The following is a 16,993-nucleotide window of genomic DNA, read 5'->3' as shown; positions in this document are numbered from 1 at the left end:
TTCAGGTCCAATGAACTTCCGCGCCGCCGGACAACAAGGCGCGGGCCTGGCCCGGCTGATCATACGGCACAGAATTGACGTCACAAAACTCGACTACCCACGAATCGTCAAGCATTAGAAAATCCAGAACAGAGCCCAGAAACTCCGGCTCTGCCGCCCTGTCTTTGATGTCCTGCACCGAAGCCCCCGTCGAACCCAGAAATACAGGCAGCAGGTCATCATTGCCGACAAGCCAGGCAAGGGCATTCAGCGCCAGCGTTTCGGCGGATTGAGCGGAAATTGGCATAAAGAAGCCCCTGATCTGATATTGGAAAGGGTTTGTTAACCAGAGTCATAAACACTTTAGCAACGCATGCAATCAACGGTGACTGATATGTCGGTGCAAGGAACGATCCTTGTCCTGGACGGGACCTCAACCAATCGAATTATGCTGAAGGTACAGCTTACTGCGGCCTGGTATCACGTCGCACAGGGGGAAAATCTGCGGGGTCTTGATGGGCTGTTGAAACGTGTGCGCCCCGATTTGATCTTAACCGCGCAGTCATTGCCGGATGGAACGGCGGCTGATGTCAAGAAAGTGGTAATGGCCGACCCGGATCTGGCGGATATTCCCATTGTCGCTATCGCGCCGCAAAACGACAAATCCGCAAGGTTGAGGGCATTGTCAGATGGGTTGGACGATGTATTGGCGCACCCGTTCAAGGACACGTTGTTGCTAGCTCGGGTTCGCAGCTTGTTACGGGCACGCGCCGATACGCAGGAATTGCAAGATAATAGCGGATCGCCATGTTTGGGATTTGCCGAAGCGACAAGCACCTTTGCCACGCCACCCAAAGCTGCGCGCGCCGCCCTACTGACGCAATCCGCTAAAACCGGGGCGCTTTGGCAGAAGGCGCTGTCCGAACATACGCATCACAGTTTGTCAATTCACACGATATCGAACCTTCACCGCCTGCTTTCCGGCCCCATCCCGGACGCGGTTATTGTCGAAATTGATGGCGAATCTTCAGGCCTGAGTGTTCTGGCGGATTTGAAATCGCGCGGGGCAACACGGCACACAGTGCTGATCGGCATCTTGAGAAAGGATGACGCGTCTCTGGCTGCCGAAGCGCTGGATCGTGGCGCGGATGCCATCTGTATGGCGGGGTTCTGCCCCCGTGAAACTCTGTTGCGGCTTGATAACCAGCTTGCCCGCAAAAGCCGAATTGACCAGATGCGGGATTCTTTGCGGCGTGGCGTCGCGGAATCCTGGGTGGATCCACTGACCGGCCTGCATAACCGCCGCTATGCAATGCGAGCATTGAAGCAAATCGCCCGGCAGTCTGCGCAGACCGGGCGCGGTTTTACCGTGATGGTGGCCGATCTGGACCATTTCAAATCAATCAACGACAAGTTTGGCCATGCCGGAGGCGATCAGGTCTTGATCGAAACAGCCAAGCGCATGCGCAATTCCATTGGTTCTGACGGCTTTGTGGCACGGATTGGGGGCGAAGAATTCTTGATCGGTCTGCCTGAAACTACGGGGCCGCGGGCATTGGGGATCGCACGAACCGTCTGCGACGACATCTGTCAGTGTCCATTTGACCTATCCGAGGCCGCCGAACCAATCGCAGTGACAATCAGCATCGGCCTCATTACAGCCGATGACAACACGATTCGCCAGGGTATCCCACCCGCACCATTGGACAACATGATAAAATCTGCGGATACGGCCCTGTATGCTGCGAAAAAGGCGGGACGCAATCAGGTCATGGTCCAGAATCACGCAGCCTGATCCGGTCAGTCGCGTTTTCTGCCCGCTTTCGATTTTCGGTGCACCACATCTTCCAGACGATCAGCGTATTCGACGCGTTCTTTCGGGCTCATGGCTGACACACGGATCAGCCACTGTTCCTGCAAAGCAGACTGCATCTCTGACATCACCTGCGCCTGCTGACCCAACAAAGCCTCTACAGCGTCAGCCGCAAAGGGTTCGGCGCGAAGTGCGTCGCCAAGGGCTTGAAAATCCGCCGCCCGATGATCGACACCTTGGCGGTGCAGGCCCGAAAGCTCGGCCCGCATCGCCTGGCGTTCATGCTTGGGAAGCGCGCGATAAAGCGCCGATCCAAATCCCGGAGGGGTTTTTACGTGGTCATTGTTTCTGACGCGCAGCGCCGTGCCAACAACCGCACCGACGACTAGCAGATTGATAGCAAGGGACACGATCAGCAGGACAGGCATCCACCGGCGTTTAGGTTTTGACTGTTCGCTCATTCGCCTTCCTCCAGGAAGATTGTATTCAGATCCATATCCGCAACCTCAAAGCCAGAGGATTGCGAATAAAGCAACGTCGCCGGATCAGGCAAAAAGGCCGGGGCAGTCAATCCAATCCAGATGCCAGCAATGCCCGCGGCCGCCAAACCTCCCATCCCCTGCCAGCCAAAGAAACTATCCAATGCCTGTGCCCAGAACCCTTGGGGTGATTTCTGAAGCCTTTGCAAACGAACGGTTTCCGCATCGGCCAGAATACGACGGGCGAGAGCATCGGGTAACGGCTCATCTTCTTGACGAGCACGTAAAAACAGGTGATTCAGGTCGCTATTTTCATCCATCGGCATATCCCAACTCGTCTCTTCTTGTGGCTAACTGCTGTGCCAGTGCCCGCTTTCCCCGAGCTGTCAGACTCTCTACAGCTTCGACGGAAACATCCATGATTCCCGCGATTTCGGGATTGGGCAACTCTTCGATGTGGCGCAAGACAACAGCCTGACGTTGCCGGTCCGGAAGTTGCGCCAACGCGAACTGCAGTGCGTCCAACCTGGCGGCATCCTGAAGGTGTTCGGTTGCACTGATCGCATCGCTTTCAGGTTCGGCAACATCAGAAAGACTGTCCGCCGATTTCTTCCGCCGAATATCGACACACAGGTTCAGAGTGACCCGGTAAAGCCAAGTCGACACCTTTGCCTGTCCAGCAACCCAATCCGGCGCCATCTTCCATAGGCGCATCATGGCTTCCTGTGTGACATCTTCGGCTTCGGCCCGGTCGTTCAACAGCCTGAGCGCCACCGAAAAACTGCGCGGCCCAAGCCGATCGGTCAAAATGCGTGCCGCATCAGCGTCACCCTCGGCGAACCGCCGCAACAATGCATCGTCTCCGGGGTCGCCCGCAGCCTGACTTTGGCTGCGAGCCCCCGTTGATGAGGTACTCAGGTCCCGCATCCTCCATTAGCTGTCGTCGGTGCCAGCCTTGTCACGTTTTTTGTGGTGCCAGCCCATCCGGTTTTTCGCATCGGCAAATTCCTGTTCCGAGATCGTGCCATTTTTGTCCGCGTCGATGCGGTCAAACATCTTGCCAGCACGGCGCGGCTTGGGCAACTCATCATCGGACAAGAGGCCATCTTGATTGGCATCGTGCTTTTCGAACATTTGATTCACACGCTCATTCGCCTTCTTCTGGCTAGCCGCTTGCATCTCGTCGACGCTCAACATGCCGTCGCCATTGGTGTCAGCATTGGTGAAACGCTGTTGCCTATAGGTTTGCATTTCTTCCTGCGTGACCTGACCATCATTGTTCAGGTCCAGCTCTTGAAAGGTCACGTCCTCTCGGCCTTTCGGACCGACAGCCAAGGCGGTTGTGCCTGTCAATGCAATGGCCGATACCAGAATGGCCGGGATAAGTTTCGCGCTTTTCATATCGTTTTCCTTTGTTTCTCGCGACCGGTTTGTCGCTGCTCACATAGGTTAAAACGGTGCAGTTTTCGGTTTCCGTCGCCCAATTTGAATTTTTTCTGTTGCTCACTGCCATCGACCACATAATTTCCGGACATCTCATCGCGGCACAAAGCGACGCACCCCCCTTTTCTGTGGGGCAAAACAAGCGCAATATCAGGGCAATCTGAATGCGCGAGTTTCAAAATGACAGATCAAACGATCGACACAATATCCGAGAACGACCGTCCAACCCGGCCTGCCCTAATCAAAGGCTTCCGCTGCCGCTGCCCAAAATGCGGTGAAGGCAAGCTGTTGCACAGCTACCTGAAAGTGAATGACAGCTGCAGCAGCTGTGGTCAGGAACTGTTTCATCACCGTGCGGATGACGGTCCAGCCTATCTGACGATCCTGTTGGTCGGTCACCTGCTGGCGCCCGCTTTGCACATCTCTTATGTCCAGTGGCGCCCTGACCCGCTGAACATGTTCCTGATTTTTGCATTCGGATGTACAGCCTTGACACTGTTCCTGCTACCGCGACTTAAAGGGGCCGTTGTCGCCTATCAGTGGGCACGACGGATGCATGGATTCGAAACGGACCGATGACCGGAATGATTGGGTCGGCCCTGAGATGAGTACGGACAAAACGGCTATACGGAACGCTGCAACAGTTATCGTGTTGCGGGACCGGATGACGAACCCTTCCATTTTGATGGGTCAAAGGGGCGCAAAAGCCGTTTTTATGCCGAACAAATTCGTGTTTCCGGGTGGCGCGGTAGACGCAGAGGACGCCCTGGTCCCGCTATCGGCTGACATGTCCCAGCTCTGCCGCGATCGGCTTGCTGAACAGTCTCCGCCCGGGCTGCAGAATGCTTTGGCGGCCGCCGCAATCCGCGAGCTCTGGGAGGAAACTGGCCTGGTGCTTGGAGTTCCCGGCGCTTGGACAGGTGAGGTGCCGATTGACTGGCAAAGCTATGCAGAGGCAGGATTTCTGCCCTCTGCACAGGCATTGCAGTTTGTTTTTCGCGCCGTCACCCCGCCCGGCCGTACGCGCCGGTTCGATGCACGATTCTTTTTGGTAGATGCAGACGCCCTGCAAGGCGATCTGGATGACTTTGGCCGCGCTTCGGATGAGTTGTCTCACCTGCAATGGGTTCCGTTGAACAAGGCGCGCGAGCTTGATCTTCCCTTCATAACCGAAGTTGTTCTGGCCGAAGTCGCAGCCCGGGTCACACGACCCGAACCACCCCAAAGCGTTCCGTTCTTCCTCAATCAAGAAGAACAAAGCCTGTTCTTACAGATCAAAGGCTATCCAATGTCCGAACAGGACTTCTAGCCGAACCTACTTCATTCGGCTGATCACCGTGGTCACCTCGGGCTTTTTGCCGATCTCGGTCTTTGCTGTCTGACGCACGATCCGGCGCAGTGCCTCTTCCAGCTTGTCATCGTCGCGCCGTGTTTTGGCATCCGCCCGCATGAGGAATTGGTTCAGGTCCTCTTCCAGAACTTCAACCAGTGCTGCGCGCGATGTTCCGGTCTCGGCCAAGCCCATCGTATCGCACCAAGGTTCACCCAACGGTTCGTCTTCTTCGTCTAAAATAACCGTCACGGTCACATGCCCGTTCAAGGCCATGCGAATGCGGTCGCGGACAACTCCATCCAAGGCTCCGACCTTTACGGTTCCATCCAGATAAGTTCGGCCTGTCTCGACGTAGTCGACGACCTTGGGGGCATTGCCGCTGAGATCCAGCATCGTGCCATTGACTGCCACAACCCCGGTACGACCACCCGCTTCGGCCAGTTTAGCATGTTCGCGCAGATGTCGGTGTTCACCATGCATGGGAATAACCATCTGTGGGTTGACTATGGCGTGCACTTTTTCCAGATCAGGCCGGTTGGCATGGCCAGAGACGTGATACAGACCCGAGCTGTCATCCACCACATCAACGCCCTTTTCGCTGAGCTGGTTCATGATGAAGATTACGCCCTTCTCATTGCCCGGTATCGTCTTCGACGAGAACAGGAACAGATCGCCTTCCTTCAACTCGATCCCGCGGTATTTACCGCGTGCAAGCTGGGCACTGGCCGCACGGCGTTCACCCTGGCTGCCGGTTACGATCAGCATCAGGTTCTGGCGCGGGATATCTACGGCCTCTTCGGCGCTGATAACCTTGGGAAAATCCGTGAGAATACCGGTTTCCGTCGCGGCCTCAATCATCCGCCGCATCGCACGACCTAACAGAACGACCGAGCGTCCCGCGCGCTGCCCAGCCTCGGCCAGCGTCTTCACCCGTGCGACATTCGAGGCAAAAGTCGTCGCAACCACCATTGATTTGGCATTTTCGACCAATTTGGTGATCTCAGGCCCGACCTCGGATTCCGAGCGGCCTGCATGCGTTGAAAACACGTTCGTGCTGTCGCAGACCAATGCTTTCACACCGTCCTTTGAAATCTCTGCCCAAAGGTCCTGATCAAACGGTTCACCTACCACAGGGTTGGCATCCAGCTTGAAATCCCCTGTATGCACGATCCGCCCCGCAGGCGAGTCTATGACAAGCGCCGCACTTTCGGGGATAGAGTGCGATACCGGCAAAAACCCGACTGTAAACGGGCCAACCGTCACCTGTTCAGGCCAGGCTGACAGGGTCTGAACCGCGTCTGTCGGATGGGCTTTCTCTTCCATCTTGCGACGCGCGAGATTTGCGGTGAAAGCGCGTGCATAGATCGGGGCGCCTAAATCGTCATAGCAATGCGCCACAGCGCCGACATGATCTTCGTGGGCATGGGTGACGAATACCGCCTCAAGCCGGTCGGCACGTTCTTTTAGCCAGTTGATATCGGCATGGATCAGGTCGACACCGGGTGTTGTGTCCATATCTGGGAAGGTTACACCAAGATCGACAAGGATCAGCTTCTCCTTTCCCGGCTTGCCATAGCCATAGACATAGGCATTCATCCCAATTTCGCCCGCCCCGCCCAGGGGCAGATAGATCAGTCGTTCACTGCTCATGTTGAGCCATTTTCCTTGTTATAGCGATGGATCACGGTCAGTCCGTGCATCGTCAAATCGTCTTCTATAGCGTCAAACCCAACATCTGCCTGATCGAACAGAGGCGCAAGCCCCCCAGTCCCCACGACTTTCATCGGCATGCCATATTCCGCCTTTATCCGGGCAATCAGCCCTTCGATCAGACCGGAATAGCCCCAATACACGCCAGATTGAATGCAGCCAACCGTATTTGTTCCAATCACTTTTTCGGGACGTGTGATGTCGATATGCGGCAACGCGGCGGCCCCCTGGTGCAACGCCTCAAGGCTCAGGTTTACACCTGGAGCGATGATGCCGCCGACATATGCTCCATCCGAAGACACCACGTCAAAGTTGGTGGCCGTTCCAAAATCGACAACAACCACATCCCCGCCATGCCGTTCAAACGCCCCGGCAGCATTGGCCAGGCGATCCGGGCCAGGGACCGTACCCTCATCAATGCGCGGGCTGACAGGCAGCAGACACTCCGGCTTGCCCACGACCAATGGGCGACAGCCAAAGAACCGGTCCGCAAAGACGCGCAGATTGAAAACCACACGCGGCACGGTCGAGGCGATAATCACATCGGTGATATCAGCTTGGATCTCATAATGTTTGACCAGCGTAGAGTACCAGGTGAAATAGGCATCCGCCGTACGGGCATGGTGCGTAGATGTGCGCAGCGTGCAGACGAATTCCTCACCGTCCCAGATCGAGAAAACGGTATTGGTGTTGCCGCAGTCGATGGCTAGAAGCATTGGTGCCCCTTTCAGAAAAATACGTCTGCCGCAGGTATGCTGACGCGGCCCTTCGCGGTGTTTAGGACAAGGTTACCCCGTGCGTCCACCGTTTCGAAGGTCCCGACGGTCTCAGTGGTGACAGTACGCGCGGTGATGACCTCACCCAGCTTAGCTGCGCGGGACAACCAAGCAGAGCGGATGGGTTCGAACCCGTAGGTTACAAACTGGGCCTCAAAACGCGCATAGGCCGATGCAAGCTCGGTCAAAAAATCTTCGGTGGTGACATCTGCCCCTGTCTCGGACAACAGCGAAACCGGCCTTAGCGCACCTGGTTCGACTTTATCTGCAGTCGGTGCCTGCGCGAGATTGACGCCGATGCCGATTGCCAAATGCGAGACGTCCCGCCCCTGCCCGGTACTTTCCAGCAGTATCCCCGCAAGCTTGCCACCGTTCAGCAACACATCATTGGGCCATTTTAGCGACAAACCCGATATGCGCCCGGTAACCGCCACACATGCATCAAACAGGGCCAAGGCGGCGACAAAACTGCGCAGAGCGGCCTGTTCCGGGCGTCCTGCGGGCCGCATCAGCAGCGTTGCGGCAAGATTTCCCTCGGGGTTGGTCCAGACCCGTCCGCGCCGACCGCGCGCCTGTGTCTGGCTGTGCGCTAGGATCCAGACCGGACCCTGAGCCATCGGCGCGATCCGGGCGGCTTCGTTCAGAGTGCTATCGACCTCTTGCAATACATGCAGGCCATATCCATCCGGCCAATCGCTCATGTCACAAGAACATTAGGCCGCGGGCAATGGTCGAAATCAGTTAACAAGCGTCGCCGCTGCAGCTGCCGCTGCGCCCTCAATCCCAAACTGATAGAATACGCCAACCAACATCAATGCAGCTGACCCCATCAGAGCAACCCACAGAACCGGAGACGAATTTGCGTCGATCGGGTCGTCATTCTCGGCACCGAAATACATATAGTATACGATCCGTAGGTAATAGAATGCACCGATCACCGAGGCGATGGCAGACATGATAACCAGACCGGTCAGGCCAGCCTCAATACCCGCTTGCCAGACGCCGAATTTCGCAAAGAACCCAAGCATCGGTGGAACACCGGCAAGGCTGAACATCAGGATCAGCACGGCCAGAGCCTTACCCGGATCGCGTTTGGAATACTGGCGCAAGGCGTCAATGTCGGTAACAGGTTTACCGTCCCGTTCCATCATCAGGATAAAGGCGAAAGTTCCGACATTCATGGTCACGTAAATCGCCAGATACATCAGCATCGCCTTGATACCCAGCTCGGTCCCAGCCGCCAGTCCGATCAGCGCATACCCCATATGGGCAATCGACGAAAACGCCATCAGCCGTTTAATGTCGCGTTGTCCGATGGCAGCCACGGCCCCCAGCAGCATAGACAGAACAGACAAGAGTACGATCACCTGCTGCCAGTCCTTTACGACACCTCCAAATGCGTCGTGCAACACGCGCGCAAACAGGGCCATGGCGGCCACTTTGGGCGCCGTGGCGAAGAAGGCAGTGACTGGTGTGGGCGATCCTTCATAGACATCGGGTGTCCACATGTGGAACGGAACGGCCGATACCTTGAACGCAAGCCCCGAGATCAGGAAGATCATCCCGAACAGCAACCCAAGGGTCACATCGCCGTGGTGAACTGTTTGAATGATGCCCGAGAACAGCGTGGTACCCGTAAAGCCGTAGACAAGCGAAGCCCCATACAGCAGCAAACCCGAGCTAAGCGCGCCCAGAACGAAATATTTCAGGCCAGCCTCGGTGGATTTGGCGCTGTCACGACGCAGCGCAGCCACAACGTAGAGTGCCAGCGATTGCAGCTCGAGACCCATATACAGAGACATCAGGTCACCCGCGCTGACCATCATCATCATGCCGACAGCGGCAAGCGCCACCAGCAAAGGGTATTCGAAACGCAACAACCCGCGGCGGGTCATATAGTCCTGGCTCATCATCAAAACGGCTGCGGCAGATAGCAGGATCGCCACTTTGGCAAAGCGCGAGAACCCGTCATCAACAAACATGCCGTTAAACGCGATGTTTGTTCCGTCGCCATTTGTTGCGATCCAGAACGCCAGCAGCGCCATCAGCCCTGCTGTCACCCAGACCAATGTCGGCGCAAGCCCGTCCTTGGTGGTGTAAACAGCCGCAAGCAATGCCGCCATCGCATATAGTGCCAAAACGATCTCTGGCAGGATAATTGTCAGATCAGCCTGGATCATGTCTCCAAAGCCTCCTTAATGCGAGGCGGCTGTCTGGGTCGCGGTCTCAGCCGCGGCCAGAGCCGTATCATAGTTCGAAATCAGCGCGGCAGTCGAGTTGCCAATCACATCTGTTACCAGCGATGGATACACACCCAGCAGGATCGTCATGACGATCAGGGGGGCAAATATCAACCGCTCGCGCGAGCTCATATCAGTCATCGCCTTGAGGCTTTCTTTGATAAGATCCCCAAATACAACCCGACGATACAGCCACAAAGCATATCCCGCCGAGAAGATAACACCAGTCGCGGCCACAGCAGTCACCCAGGTATTGACCTGGAATGCGCCCATCAGGGTCAGGAACTCTCCGATGAACCCACTGGTGCCCGGCAGGCCAACATTGGCCATGGTGAACAGCATGAAGACCAGCGCGTAGGCCGGCATCCGGATTACCAGACCGCCATAGGCCTCGATATCGCGGGTGTGCATCCGGTCATAGATCACGCCGACACACAGGAAGAGCGCCGCCGAGATGAACCCGTGGCTGAGCATCTGGAAGATGGCTCCGTCGACACCCTGCTGGTTTGCCGCAAAGATGCCCATGGTGACAAAGCCCATATGCGCGACCGAGGAATAAGCAATCAGCTTTTTCATGTCCTCCTGCACCAGAGCAACCAGCGATGTGTAAACCACAGCGATGGCCGACATCCACAGCACCAGATCTGTCATCACCGCCGACCCCACCGGGAACATCGGCAGGCTGAACCGCAGGAAGCCATAGCCACCCATCTTCAACAGGATCGCCGCCAGCACGACCGACCCTGCGGTCGGCGCCTGCACGTGTGCATCCGGCAGCCAGGTGTGGACCGGCCACATCGGCATCTTCACCGCAAATGAGGCAAAGAACGCCAGGAACATCAGCGTCTGCATACCGCCTACGATATGGATGCCCAGAACGGTAAAGCTGTCGGACGAGAAATGATGCGCCATCAGCGCTTCGATATCCGTCGTGCCTGCATCCGCATACATCGCAACCATAGCCACCAGCATCAGCACAGAGCCAAGGAACGTGTAGAGGAAGAACTTGAAGCTGGCATAGATGCGCTCTTTACCACCCCAGATGCCGATGATCAGGAACATCGGGATCAGACCCGCTTCGAAGAACAGGTAGAACAGCACCAGGTCCAGCGCCATGAACACGCCAAGCATCAGCGTTTCCAGCAGCAGGAAAGCAATCATGTATTCCTTGACGCGGTCTGTCACATTCCAGCTGGCCAGAATTGTCAGCGGCATAATGAAAGTGGTCAGCAACACGAACAGGACGCTGATGCCATCCACACCCATCTTGTATTTCAGACCCATCAGCCACTGGCCCTCTTCCACCATCTGGAAGCCGGTGTTTTCAGGATCAAAGCCAGTATAGATGCCAATCGAGACCAGGAAGGTCACCGTCGTCGCAACCATGGCCACCCATTTGGCATTGCGTTGCGCGGCTGCGTCGTCGCCCTGCAGAAACAGCGCCAGTATGGCGGCCGCCGCTGCGGGGATGAAGGTGACGATCGAGAGGATATTGTCCATTAGTGTGCGCCTCCGCCGATCGACATCCAGGTGACCAGGGCAGCAATTCCCAGGACCATCCAGAAGGCATAGGTAAATATGTAACCAGTCTGCGCCTTGCCTGCGAGGCGGGTGAAGAATGGCACTATGCCCATCGCTACCCCGTTCAGGAAACCGTCAATCGTGTTGCCGTCTCCGCGTTTCCACAGGAACCGCCCAAGTGCCAAGGCAGGTTTGACGAAGATCGCGTCATAGATCTCATCAAAGTACCATTTGTTCAGCAGGAACAGATAAAGCGGACGCTGGTTTGCTGCCAAGCGCGCGGGCAACGTCGTATTCACGATATAGAACCAATAGGCCACGATGAAACCAAGCAGCATCGCAACGAAGGGTGAGACCTTGACCCATTTCGGAACAGCATGCGCATCGTCCAGCACATGATTGTCCGGTGCGATGTAGAGCGCGCCTTCTCCGGGCGTCCCAACAAAGGCATAATGGTGATCGCCGCCCTGCGCGTCCTTCACACCATGGCTGTCCTCCGCGTGACCGGCATCCGCATGCGTATCGTCGCCGTGATCATCTTCGGCATGGGTATCGTCCCCATGCGCGCCCTCTGCCGCGTGGCCATCCACCGAAGCCTCTGCAACCGGAATGCCATAGAACTGGCCGACCTTGTCGGTGTGGCCAAAAAAGTTGCCATACCAGATCATCCCGGCGAAAACCGCACCCAGCGACAGAACGCCCAGCGGAACCAGCATGACCAACGGGCTTTCATGCGCATGGTCGTGCGTGTGTTTGTCCCCGCGCGGCTCGCCATAGAAGGTCAGGAAAATCAGACGCCAGCTGTAGAATGACGTAAATACCGCCGCAATCACCAGCATCCAGAACGCATAGCCCGTACCGCCCGCAAAGGCGCTTTCGATGATCGCGTCTTTCGACAGGAACCCGGCAAAGCCAAATGTGGTCAGAGGAATGCCAACCCCAGTAATAGCCAGCGTACCGATCATCATCGCCCAAAACGTATAGGGGATTTTCTTCCGCAACCCGCCATATTCCGTCATCTCTTGCTCGTGATGCATCGCGTGGATCACGGAACCAGCGCCAAGGAACAGCAGCGCCTTGAAGAACGCGTGCGTCAACAGGTGGAACATGGCAGCCGAGTACATACCAACGCCCGCGGCAACGAACATGTAACCCAGCTGCGAGCAGGTCGAATAGGCGATAACGCGTTTGATATCGGTCTGCACCAAACCCACGGTCGCGGCAAAGAACGCCGTCGACGCACCAAGGAAGGTGATGAACCCGGTCGCCCCCGGCGCGAACTCCATCAGCGGAGACATGCGGCAGATCAGGAATACACCCGCAGTCACCATGGTCGCGGCGTGGATCAGGGCTGATACAGGCGTCGGACCTTCCATCGCATCCGGCAACCAGGTGTGCAGGAACAACTGTGCCGATTTGCCCATCGCACCGATGAACAGCAGAACGCAGATCACCTCGATCGCGGTCCATTCACCCCACAGGAAGTGCAGCTTCTCTTCGGCCAATGCCGGGGCAGAGGCGAAGATGTCCGAGAAATTGATGCTGTCGGTCAGCAGGAATAGCGCAAAGATGCCAAGCGCAAAGCCAAAGTCCCCAACCCGGTTGACGATAAACGCCTTCATCGCCGCCGCATTGGCGCTTGGCTTGCGGTAATAGAACCCGATCAGCAGATAAGACGCGACGCCCACACCTTCCCAGCCAAAGAACATCTGCACCAGATTATCCGCGGTCACCAGCATTAGCATGGCAAAGGTAAAGAAGGACAGATAGGCAAAGAAGCGTGGCTTATAGCTTTCGCCTTCGCGCCATTGCGGATCGTGATCCATGTAGCCAAAGGAATACAGGTGCACCAGCGCCGAGACGGTCGTCACCACGATCAACATAATCGCGGTCAGCCGGTCCAGACGAATGGCCCAGCTTGTCGACAATGATCCGCTCTCGATCCAGCGCATGATCTCGATCTGCTGGGTGTGGCCGTCGAACGTCAGGAAGACGATCCACGACAACAGACAGGCCAGAAACAACAGACCCGTGGCGGTCCACATGGCGGCTTTCTCGCCAATGAATTTCCAGCCGAACCCGCAGAGCAGCGCGCCCACCAGCGGGGCAAAGAGGATGGTGGTTTCCATGTGCCCTTACCCCTTCATCATATTGACGTCTTCAACCGCGATCGAGCCGCGGTTGCGGAAGAAACAGACCAGAATGGCCAGTCCGATCGCCGCCTCGGCCGCCGCCACGGTCAACACGAACAGCGTAAACACCTGCCCGACCAGATCGCCCAGGAAGCTGGAAAACGCCACAAGGTTGATATTCACCGCTAGCAGCATCAGTTCGATGCTCATCAGCAGGATGATGACGTTCTTGCGGTTCAGGAAGAGACCGAAGATGCCGATGACGAACAGCGTCGCCGCGACCGTAAGATAGTGTTCAAGTCCGATCATAGCTTCGCTCCTGGCGAGTCGGGGTAGTAGAGTTTGCAGCCGCAAAAAGCGTCCATCTGATTTCGCTTTTTCATGCTACCTATTAGCTCCAGCCGGTTGGTCGAAATCCCGTATCCGTTTTTGTTTGCCAATTCTTGGATTTCAGGAATCGTAGACTTGGAGGTCAATTTTAGATTTCCGTATGGAGGAAACAACAAATCTGCCGACGTCGATTTTCCTTTAAGATCGATGCCAGGGTGATTGTTTTTGTTTGCCGGACATACTCCACTGACTTCGACGACCTCTTTCGAATTACAGTCGGTAATGACTACACTTTCGTAAGTACCACAACCGCTTGATATCCAACGCTGACCAACCCGACCGCCTCCTATGTCGACAGCAGAGCTAGCCTCCAAGAAGTGTCCCCATTCATCACCAGCGTTCTTGAACGAACAGTCTGTCGAAACACGAATCCTCTTATCGACATGCCAAAAAGGTTTGGAGGCCATTTCACAAACAATAACGTTGCAATCCTCCGCCAAAGCTGGACCCACCGACCACAGCATTGGCGCTAGCGCTGCGACTATTTGCAAAGCGCGGTTCACAACCCCTGCCCCGGTTTCACGTCCTTCAACTCCATCGCCTTGGCCGGGTCGCGCATCATCTGGCCGATGATGTCCTGACGCTTGATGTCCTGACGGTGGCGCAGCGTCAGCACGATGGCACCGATCATGGCCACCAGCAGGATCAGGCCCGCCAGTTGGAAAAGAAGGAAGTATTGGTCGTAAAGGATGACACCCAGTGCCTCGGTATTGTGACGATCCACTGGAACCGGCTGTGCCAGATTGGCGGAAGCACCCTGCGCGCTGTCCCAAGCCCCAAAGGCCATGACAAACTGCATCAGGATAACCAGACCGATCAGCAGGGCCAGCGGCATATAGCGTGCCATCTCGGCCTTGAGCTCAGCAAAATCCACGTCCAGCATCATCACGACGAACAGGAACAAAACCGCGACCGCCCCGACATAGACGATGATCAGCAGCATCGCCACGAACTCAGCCCCCAGCAGCACAAACAATCCTGCCGCGGACAGGAAGGACAGGATCAACCACAGCACGGAATGCACCGGCTGGCGGCTGATCACCGTGAACAGCCCGCCGGTGATGGCGCTGATGGCGAACAGATAGAAGGCAAAGACGGTCATTGATCCTCATCCTCGTTATCGCCCATGACCTCTTGCGCCAGATCCAGCGCGCGGGTCATGGCCGGGATGCCGGCAAAGACCGACATCTGACCGATCGTTTCCACGATCTCTTGTTTCTTGGCACCGGCTTCCACAGCGTGGCGCACGGTCTGACGCACCGCCGCATCCGCTTGCGCGCCCTGACAGGTCAGCCCGGCCAGTGTCAGCAACAGGCGGGTCTTGGCATCCAACCCGTCCTTGTTGACGGTGTTGCCGAACATCATCTCCATGACTTCTTTTGGCATGGTCGGCCATAGAGTTTCGAACCCTTTGGGCGAGAAGCTCTCCATCGCAGGGTTCATCGCCTTGGCCATGTCCTGCGCCTGCTTCATCATCAGCTCAAACGGATTTGTCGGGGCGTCAGTCATCGGTACGGCGCGTCCATTTCCAGATTGCGGGCGATCTCGGCTTCCCAGCGCTCGCCGTTGTCGAGCAGTTTTTCCTTGTCGTAGAACAACTCTTCGCGGGTTTCCGTGGCGAATTCGAAATTAGGACCTTCGACGATGGCATCGACCGGGCAGGCCTCTTGGCAGAAACCGCAATAGATGCACTTGGTCATGTCGATGTCATAGCGCGTGGTACGGCGGCTGCCATCTTCGCGCGGTTCGGCGTCGATTGTAATGGCCTGTGCAGGGCAGATCGCCTCGCAGAGTTTGCAGGCAATACAGCGTTCTTCACCGTTGGGATAGCGACGCAGGGCGTGTTCACCGCGAAAACGCGGAGACAGAGGACCCTTTTCATGCGGGTAGTTCAGGGTGGCCTTCGGTGCGAAGAAGTACTTCAGTCCCAGCTTCATGCCGACCCAGAAGTCCTGTAGCAGGAAGTACTTGGCGGCGCGGGTGTAGTCGATTTGGGTCATGTCAGCCTCCTACGCTCCAGCGGGCGAATGCACCCCAGAACCAGTCGAATTTCGCCGCAAAGGCCACGAAGACTACCCAAGCCAGCGAGAAGGGCAGGAACACTTTCCAACCCAGCCGCATCAGCTGGTCATAGCGGTAGCGCGGCGTGATCGCCTTGACCATTGCGAAGAGGAAGAAGAAGAACGCCATCTTCGCGACCATCCACAACACGCCGTCGGGCAGGCCCGGGATCGGGGACAGCCAGCCGCCGAAAAACAGCAGCGTGGTCAGCGCGCACATCAGGAAAATGGCGATATATTCACCAGCCATGAACAACAGGAAAGGCGTGGCCGAGTATTCGACCTGATAGCCCGCTACCAGTTCGGATTCCGCCTCTGGCAGGTCAAACGGTGGGCGGTTGGTTTCGGCCAGCGCCGAGATAAAGAACAGGAAGACCATAGGGAAATGCGGCAACCAGTACCAGCTGAAGAACCCAAAGCGCCCGTCTTGCGCATGCACGATGTCACCGAAGTTCATCGACCCGGTCGACAGGATCACACCGATGATGATCAGACCAATCGAGACCTCGTAGGAAATCATCTGAGCGGCAGAGCGCAATGAGCCAAGGAAAGGGTACTTTGAGTTCGACGCCCACCCCCCCATGATCACGCCATAAACCTCCAACGAGGACACGGCGAAGACATACAGGATGGCGACATTTATATCCGACAGCACCCAGCCGTCGTTGAACGGAATCACGGCCCAGGCGATCATCGCCAGAACAAATGAGGTCAACGGCGCGAGGATAAAGACGGTGCGGTCTGCACCCGCTGGGATAACCACCTCTTTAACCACATATTTCAGCGCGTCGGCCACCGATTGCAGCAGGCCATAGACGCCCACCACATTGGGGCCACGGCGCATCTGAACCGCCGCCCAGATCTTGCGGTCTCCATAGACAAGGAACAACAGCGAAATCATCACAAAGGCCACAACGGCAAGCACTTGTGCCAGAATGATGAGGGCTATTCCGCCTGGGGTGTTAAAGAATTCAGCCATTGGTCCTCACACCGTGGGTATTCCGTTTTCCGCACGAAATGCTAAGGCCATGTGCCTGCGCAAAGTGCGTCTGGGTCGGCGCGTTGGTGTAAACAGCATCTGCAGCCTCTACGCCACCCTTTTTATTCCGTTTCATAG

The 16,993-nt window shown here is 56.6% G+C and carries 20 protein-coding genes; 3 read left to right on the top strand and 17 right to left on the bottom strand.

Features of this window, described 5'->3' with window-relative positions; genetic code table 11:
• Nucleotide 1: 1 nt before the first annotated feature.
• Nucleotides 2-286 carry a DUF3572 domain-containing protein gene (locus AC2FHW_RS13130; protein WP_142634849.1) on the bottom strand — a complete coding sequence of 95 codons (285 nt, stop codon included), beginning with the start codon at nucleotides 284-286 and terminating at the stop codon, nucleotides 2-4.
• Nucleotides 287-373: 87 nt separating this feature from the next.
• Between AC2FHW_RS13130 and AC2FHW_RS13125 the strand changes: the two genes are divergently transcribed.
• Nucleotides 374-1,774 (top strand): diguanylate cyclase, encoded by a 1,401-nt coding sequence (locus AC2FHW_RS13125; RefSeq protein ID WP_496822044.1) that lies wholly within the window; start codon nucleotides 374-376, stop codon nucleotides 1,772-1,774.
• A gap of 5 nt (nucleotides 1,775-1,779) precedes the next feature.
• Here the strand turns inward: AC2FHW_RS13125 and AC2FHW_RS13120 are convergent, their stop codons facing one another.
• The 4 genes from AC2FHW_RS13120 to AC2FHW_RS13105 are packed head-to-tail and all read right to left on the bottom strand — an operon-like array spanning nucleotide 1,780 to nucleotide 3,672.
• A complete protein-coding gene (locus AC2FHW_RS13120) occupies nucleotides 1,780-2,253 on the bottom strand; it encodes a periplasmic heavy metal sensor (protein ID WP_496822043.1) in 474 nt (157 codons plus the stop codon).
• On the bottom strand, nucleotides 2,250-2,597 hold the full coding sequence (locus AC2FHW_RS13115) for a hypothetical protein (RefSeq protein ID WP_271950159.1): 348 nt from the start codon (nucleotides 2,595-2,597) through the stop codon (nucleotides 2,250-2,252). The genes AC2FHW_RS13120 and AC2FHW_RS13115 overlap by 4 nt, the downstream gene beginning before the upstream one ends.
• Entirely contained in the window at nucleotides 2,584-3,198 is a 615-nt protein-coding gene (locus AC2FHW_RS13110) for an RNA polymerase sigma factor (protein WP_271950161.1), read from the bottom strand. Before AC2FHW_RS13110 ends, AC2FHW_RS13115 begins: the two co-directional genes overlap by 14 nt.
• 6 nt (nucleotides 3,199-3,204) lie before the next feature.
• Nucleotides 3,205-3,672, bottom strand: a complete 468-nt coding sequence (locus AC2FHW_RS13105) for an EF-hand domain-containing protein (protein ID WP_142634858.1) — start codon at nucleotides 3,670-3,672, stop codon at nucleotides 3,205-3,207.
• A gap of 222 nt (nucleotides 3,673-3,894) precedes the next feature.
• On the opposite strand from AC2FHW_RS13105, the gene AC2FHW_RS13100 reads away from it, so the two are divergent.
• A complete protein-coding gene (locus AC2FHW_RS13100) occupies nucleotides 3,895-4,293 on the top strand; it encodes a DUF983 domain-containing protein (RefSeq protein ID WP_271950164.1) in 399 nt (132 codons plus the stop codon).
• A gap of 25 nt (nucleotides 4,294-4,318) precedes the next feature.
• On the top strand, nucleotides 4,319-5,023 hold the full coding sequence (locus AC2FHW_RS13095; protein WP_271950304.1) for an NUDIX hydrolase: 705 nt from the start codon (nucleotides 4,319-4,321) through the stop codon (nucleotides 5,021-5,023).
• A gap of 6 nt (nucleotides 5,024-5,029) precedes the next feature.
• Here AC2FHW_RS13095 and AC2FHW_RS13090 read toward each other — a convergent pair whose 3' ends face one another.
• From AC2FHW_RS13090 to nuoH, 12 genes are read right to left on the bottom strand one after another with little or no spacing between them, the layout of a single operon-like run.
• A complete protein-coding gene (locus AC2FHW_RS13090; protein WP_271950165.1) occupies nucleotides 5,030-6,697 on the bottom strand; it encodes a ribonuclease J in 1,668 nt (555 codons plus the stop codon).
• Nucleotides 6,694-7,473 (bottom strand): type III pantothenate kinase, encoded by a 780-nt coding sequence (locus AC2FHW_RS13085; RefSeq protein WP_271950166.1) that lies wholly within the window; start codon nucleotides 7,471-7,473, stop codon nucleotides 6,694-6,696. The genes AC2FHW_RS13090 and AC2FHW_RS13085 overlap by 4 nt, the downstream gene beginning before the upstream one ends.
• 11 nt (nucleotides 7,474-7,484) lie before the next feature.
• On the bottom strand, nucleotides 7,485-8,234 hold the full coding sequence (locus AC2FHW_RS13080) for a biotin--[acetyl-CoA-carboxylase] ligase (RefSeq protein WP_271950167.1): 750 nt from the start codon (nucleotides 8,232-8,234) through the stop codon (nucleotides 7,485-7,487).
• A 36-nt stretch (nucleotides 8,235-8,270) separates the two neighbouring features.
• Entirely contained in the window at nucleotides 8,271-9,713 is a 1,443-nt protein-coding gene (gene nuoN / locus AC2FHW_RS13075; protein WP_271950168.1) for an NADH-quinone oxidoreductase subunit NuoN, read from the bottom strand.
• A 15-nt stretch (nucleotides 9,714-9,728) separates the two neighbouring features.
• On the bottom strand, nucleotides 9,729-11,273 hold the full coding sequence (locus AC2FHW_RS13070) for an NADH-quinone oxidoreductase subunit M (protein WP_271950170.1): 1,545 nt from the start codon (nucleotides 11,271-11,273) through the stop codon (nucleotides 9,729-9,731).
• Entirely contained in the window at nucleotides 11,273-13,423 is a 2,151-nt protein-coding gene (nuoL, locus tag AC2FHW_RS13065; protein WP_496813820.1) for an NADH-quinone oxidoreductase subunit L, read from the bottom strand. The genes AC2FHW_RS13070 and nuoL overlap by 1 nt, the downstream gene beginning before the upstream one ends.
• 6 nt (nucleotides 13,424-13,429) lie before the next feature.
• Complete coding sequence (gene nuoK, locus AC2FHW_RS13060) at nucleotides 13,430-13,735, bottom strand: NADH-quinone oxidoreductase subunit NuoK (RefSeq protein ID WP_050602759.1); 306 nt, start codon at nucleotides 13,733-13,735, stop codon at nucleotides 13,430-13,432.
• A complete protein-coding gene (locus AC2FHW_RS13055; RefSeq protein ID WP_496702154.1) occupies nucleotides 13,732-14,319 on the bottom strand; it encodes a hypothetical protein in 588 nt (195 codons plus the stop codon). The genes nuoK and AC2FHW_RS13055 overlap by 4 nt, the downstream gene beginning before the upstream one ends.
• Nucleotides 14,316-14,918, bottom strand: coding sequence for an NADH-quinone oxidoreductase subunit J (locus tag AC2FHW_RS13050; protein ID WP_281972815.1), 603 nt, complete (start codon nucleotides 14,916-14,918; stop codon nucleotides 14,316-14,318). Before AC2FHW_RS13050 ends, AC2FHW_RS13055 begins: the two co-directional genes overlap by 4 nt.
• Nucleotides 14,915-15,325, bottom strand: a complete 411-nt coding sequence (locus AC2FHW_RS13045) for a carboxymuconolactone decarboxylase family protein (protein ID WP_271950181.1) — start codon at nucleotides 15,323-15,325, stop codon at nucleotides 14,915-14,917. The genes AC2FHW_RS13050 and AC2FHW_RS13045 overlap by 4 nt, the downstream gene beginning before the upstream one ends.
• Nucleotides 15,322-15,816 carry an NADH-quinone oxidoreductase subunit NuoI gene (nuoI, locus tag AC2FHW_RS13040; RefSeq protein WP_037307839.1) on the bottom strand — a complete coding sequence of 165 codons (495 nt, stop codon included), beginning with the start codon at nucleotides 15,814-15,816 and terminating at the stop codon, nucleotides 15,322-15,324. Before nuoI ends, AC2FHW_RS13045 begins: the two co-directional genes overlap by 4 nt.
• Nucleotide 15,817: 1 nt before the next feature.
• The gene (gene nuoH / locus AC2FHW_RS13035) at nucleotides 15,818-16,855 is read right to left on the bottom strand and encodes an NADH-quinone oxidoreductase subunit NuoH (RefSeq protein WP_142634879.1); all 1,038 of its coding nucleotides are present in this window, start codon (nucleotides 16,853-16,855) and stop codon (nucleotides 15,818-15,820) included.
• Between the last annotated feature and the right edge of the window lie 138 nt (nucleotides 16,856-16,993).

The organism is Ruegeria sp. YTSA108, assembly GCF_059610185.1.
The sequence above is the reverse complement of the archived record's forward strand: the minus strand, read 5'-3'. Positions and strand labels throughout refer to the sequence as shown.

What these genes read in the sequence shown, in the direction of transcription:
- AC2FHW_RS13130 (WP_142634849.1), bottom strand. Translation starts at nt 286, where the DNA reads ATGCCAATTTCCGCTCAATCCGCCGAAACGCTGGCGCTGAATGCCCTT.
- AC2FHW_RS13125 (WP_496822044.1), top strand. Translation starts at nt 374, where the DNA reads ATGTCGGTGCAAGGAACGATCCTTGTCCTGGACGGGACCTCAACCAAT.
- AC2FHW_RS13120 (WP_496822043.1), bottom strand. Translation starts at nt 2,253, where the DNA reads ATGAGCGAACAGTCAAAACCTAAACGCCGGTGGATGCCTGTCCTGCTG.
- AC2FHW_RS13115 (WP_271950159.1), bottom strand. Translation starts at nt 2,597, where the DNA reads ATGCCGATGGATGAAAATAGCGACCTGAATCACCTGTTTTTACGTGCT.
- AC2FHW_RS13110 (WP_271950161.1), bottom strand. Translation starts at nt 3,198, where the DNA reads ATGCGGGACCTGAGTACCTCATCAACGGGGGCTCGCAGCCAAAGTCAG.
- AC2FHW_RS13105 (WP_142634858.1), bottom strand. Translation starts at nt 3,672, where the DNA reads ATGAAAAGCGCGAAACTTATCCCGGCCATTCTGGTATCGGCCATTGCA.
- AC2FHW_RS13100 (WP_271950164.1), top strand. Translation starts at nt 3,895, where the DNA reads ATGACAGATCAAACGATCGACACAATATCCGAGAACGACCGTCCAACC.
- AC2FHW_RS13095 (WP_271950304.1), top strand. Translation starts at nt 4,319, where the DNA reads ATGAGTACGGACAAAACGGCTATACGGAACGCTGCAACAGTTATCGTG.
- AC2FHW_RS13090 (WP_271950165.1), bottom strand. Translation starts at nt 6,697, where the DNA reads ATGAGCAGTGAACGACTGATCTATCTGCCCCTGGGCGGGGCGGGCGAA.
- AC2FHW_RS13085 (WP_271950166.1), bottom strand. Translation starts at nt 7,473, where the DNA reads ATGCTTCTAGCCATCGACTGCGGCAACACCAATACCGTTTTCTCGATC.
- AC2FHW_RS13080 (WP_271950167.1), bottom strand. Translation starts at nt 8,234, where the DNA reads ATGAGCGATTGGCCGGATGGATATGGCCTGCATGTATTGCAAGAGGTC.
- nuoN (WP_271950168.1), bottom strand. Translation starts at nt 9,713, where the DNA reads ATGATCCAGGCTGATCTGACAATTATCCTGCCAGAGATCGTTTTGGCA.
- AC2FHW_RS13070 (WP_271950170.1), bottom strand. Translation starts at nt 11,273, where the DNA reads ATGGACAATATCCTCTCGATCGTCACCTTCATCCCCGCAGCGGCGGCC.
- nuoL (WP_496813820.1), bottom strand. Translation starts at nt 13,423, where the DNA reads ATGGAAACCACCATCCTCTTTGCCCCGCTGGTGGGCGCGCTGCTCTGC.
- nuoK (WP_050602759.1), bottom strand. Translation starts at nt 13,735, where the DNA reads ATGATCGGACTTGAACACTATCTTACGGTCGCGGCGACGCTGTTCGTC.
- AC2FHW_RS13050 (WP_281972815.1), bottom strand. Translation starts at nt 14,918, where the DNA reads ATGACCGTCTTTGCCTTCTATCTGTTCGCCATCAGCGCCATCACCGGC.
- AC2FHW_RS13045 (WP_271950181.1), bottom strand. Translation starts at nt 15,325, where the DNA reads ATGACTGACGCCCCGACAAATCCGTTTGAGCTGATGATGAAGCAGGCG.
- nuoI (WP_037307839.1), bottom strand. Translation starts at nt 15,816, where the DNA reads ATGACCCAAATCGACTACACCCGCGCCGCCAAGTACTTCCTGCTACAG.
- nuoH (WP_142634879.1), bottom strand. Translation starts at nt 16,855, where the DNA reads ATGGCTGAATTCTTTAACACCCCAGGCGGAATAGCCCTCATCATTCTG.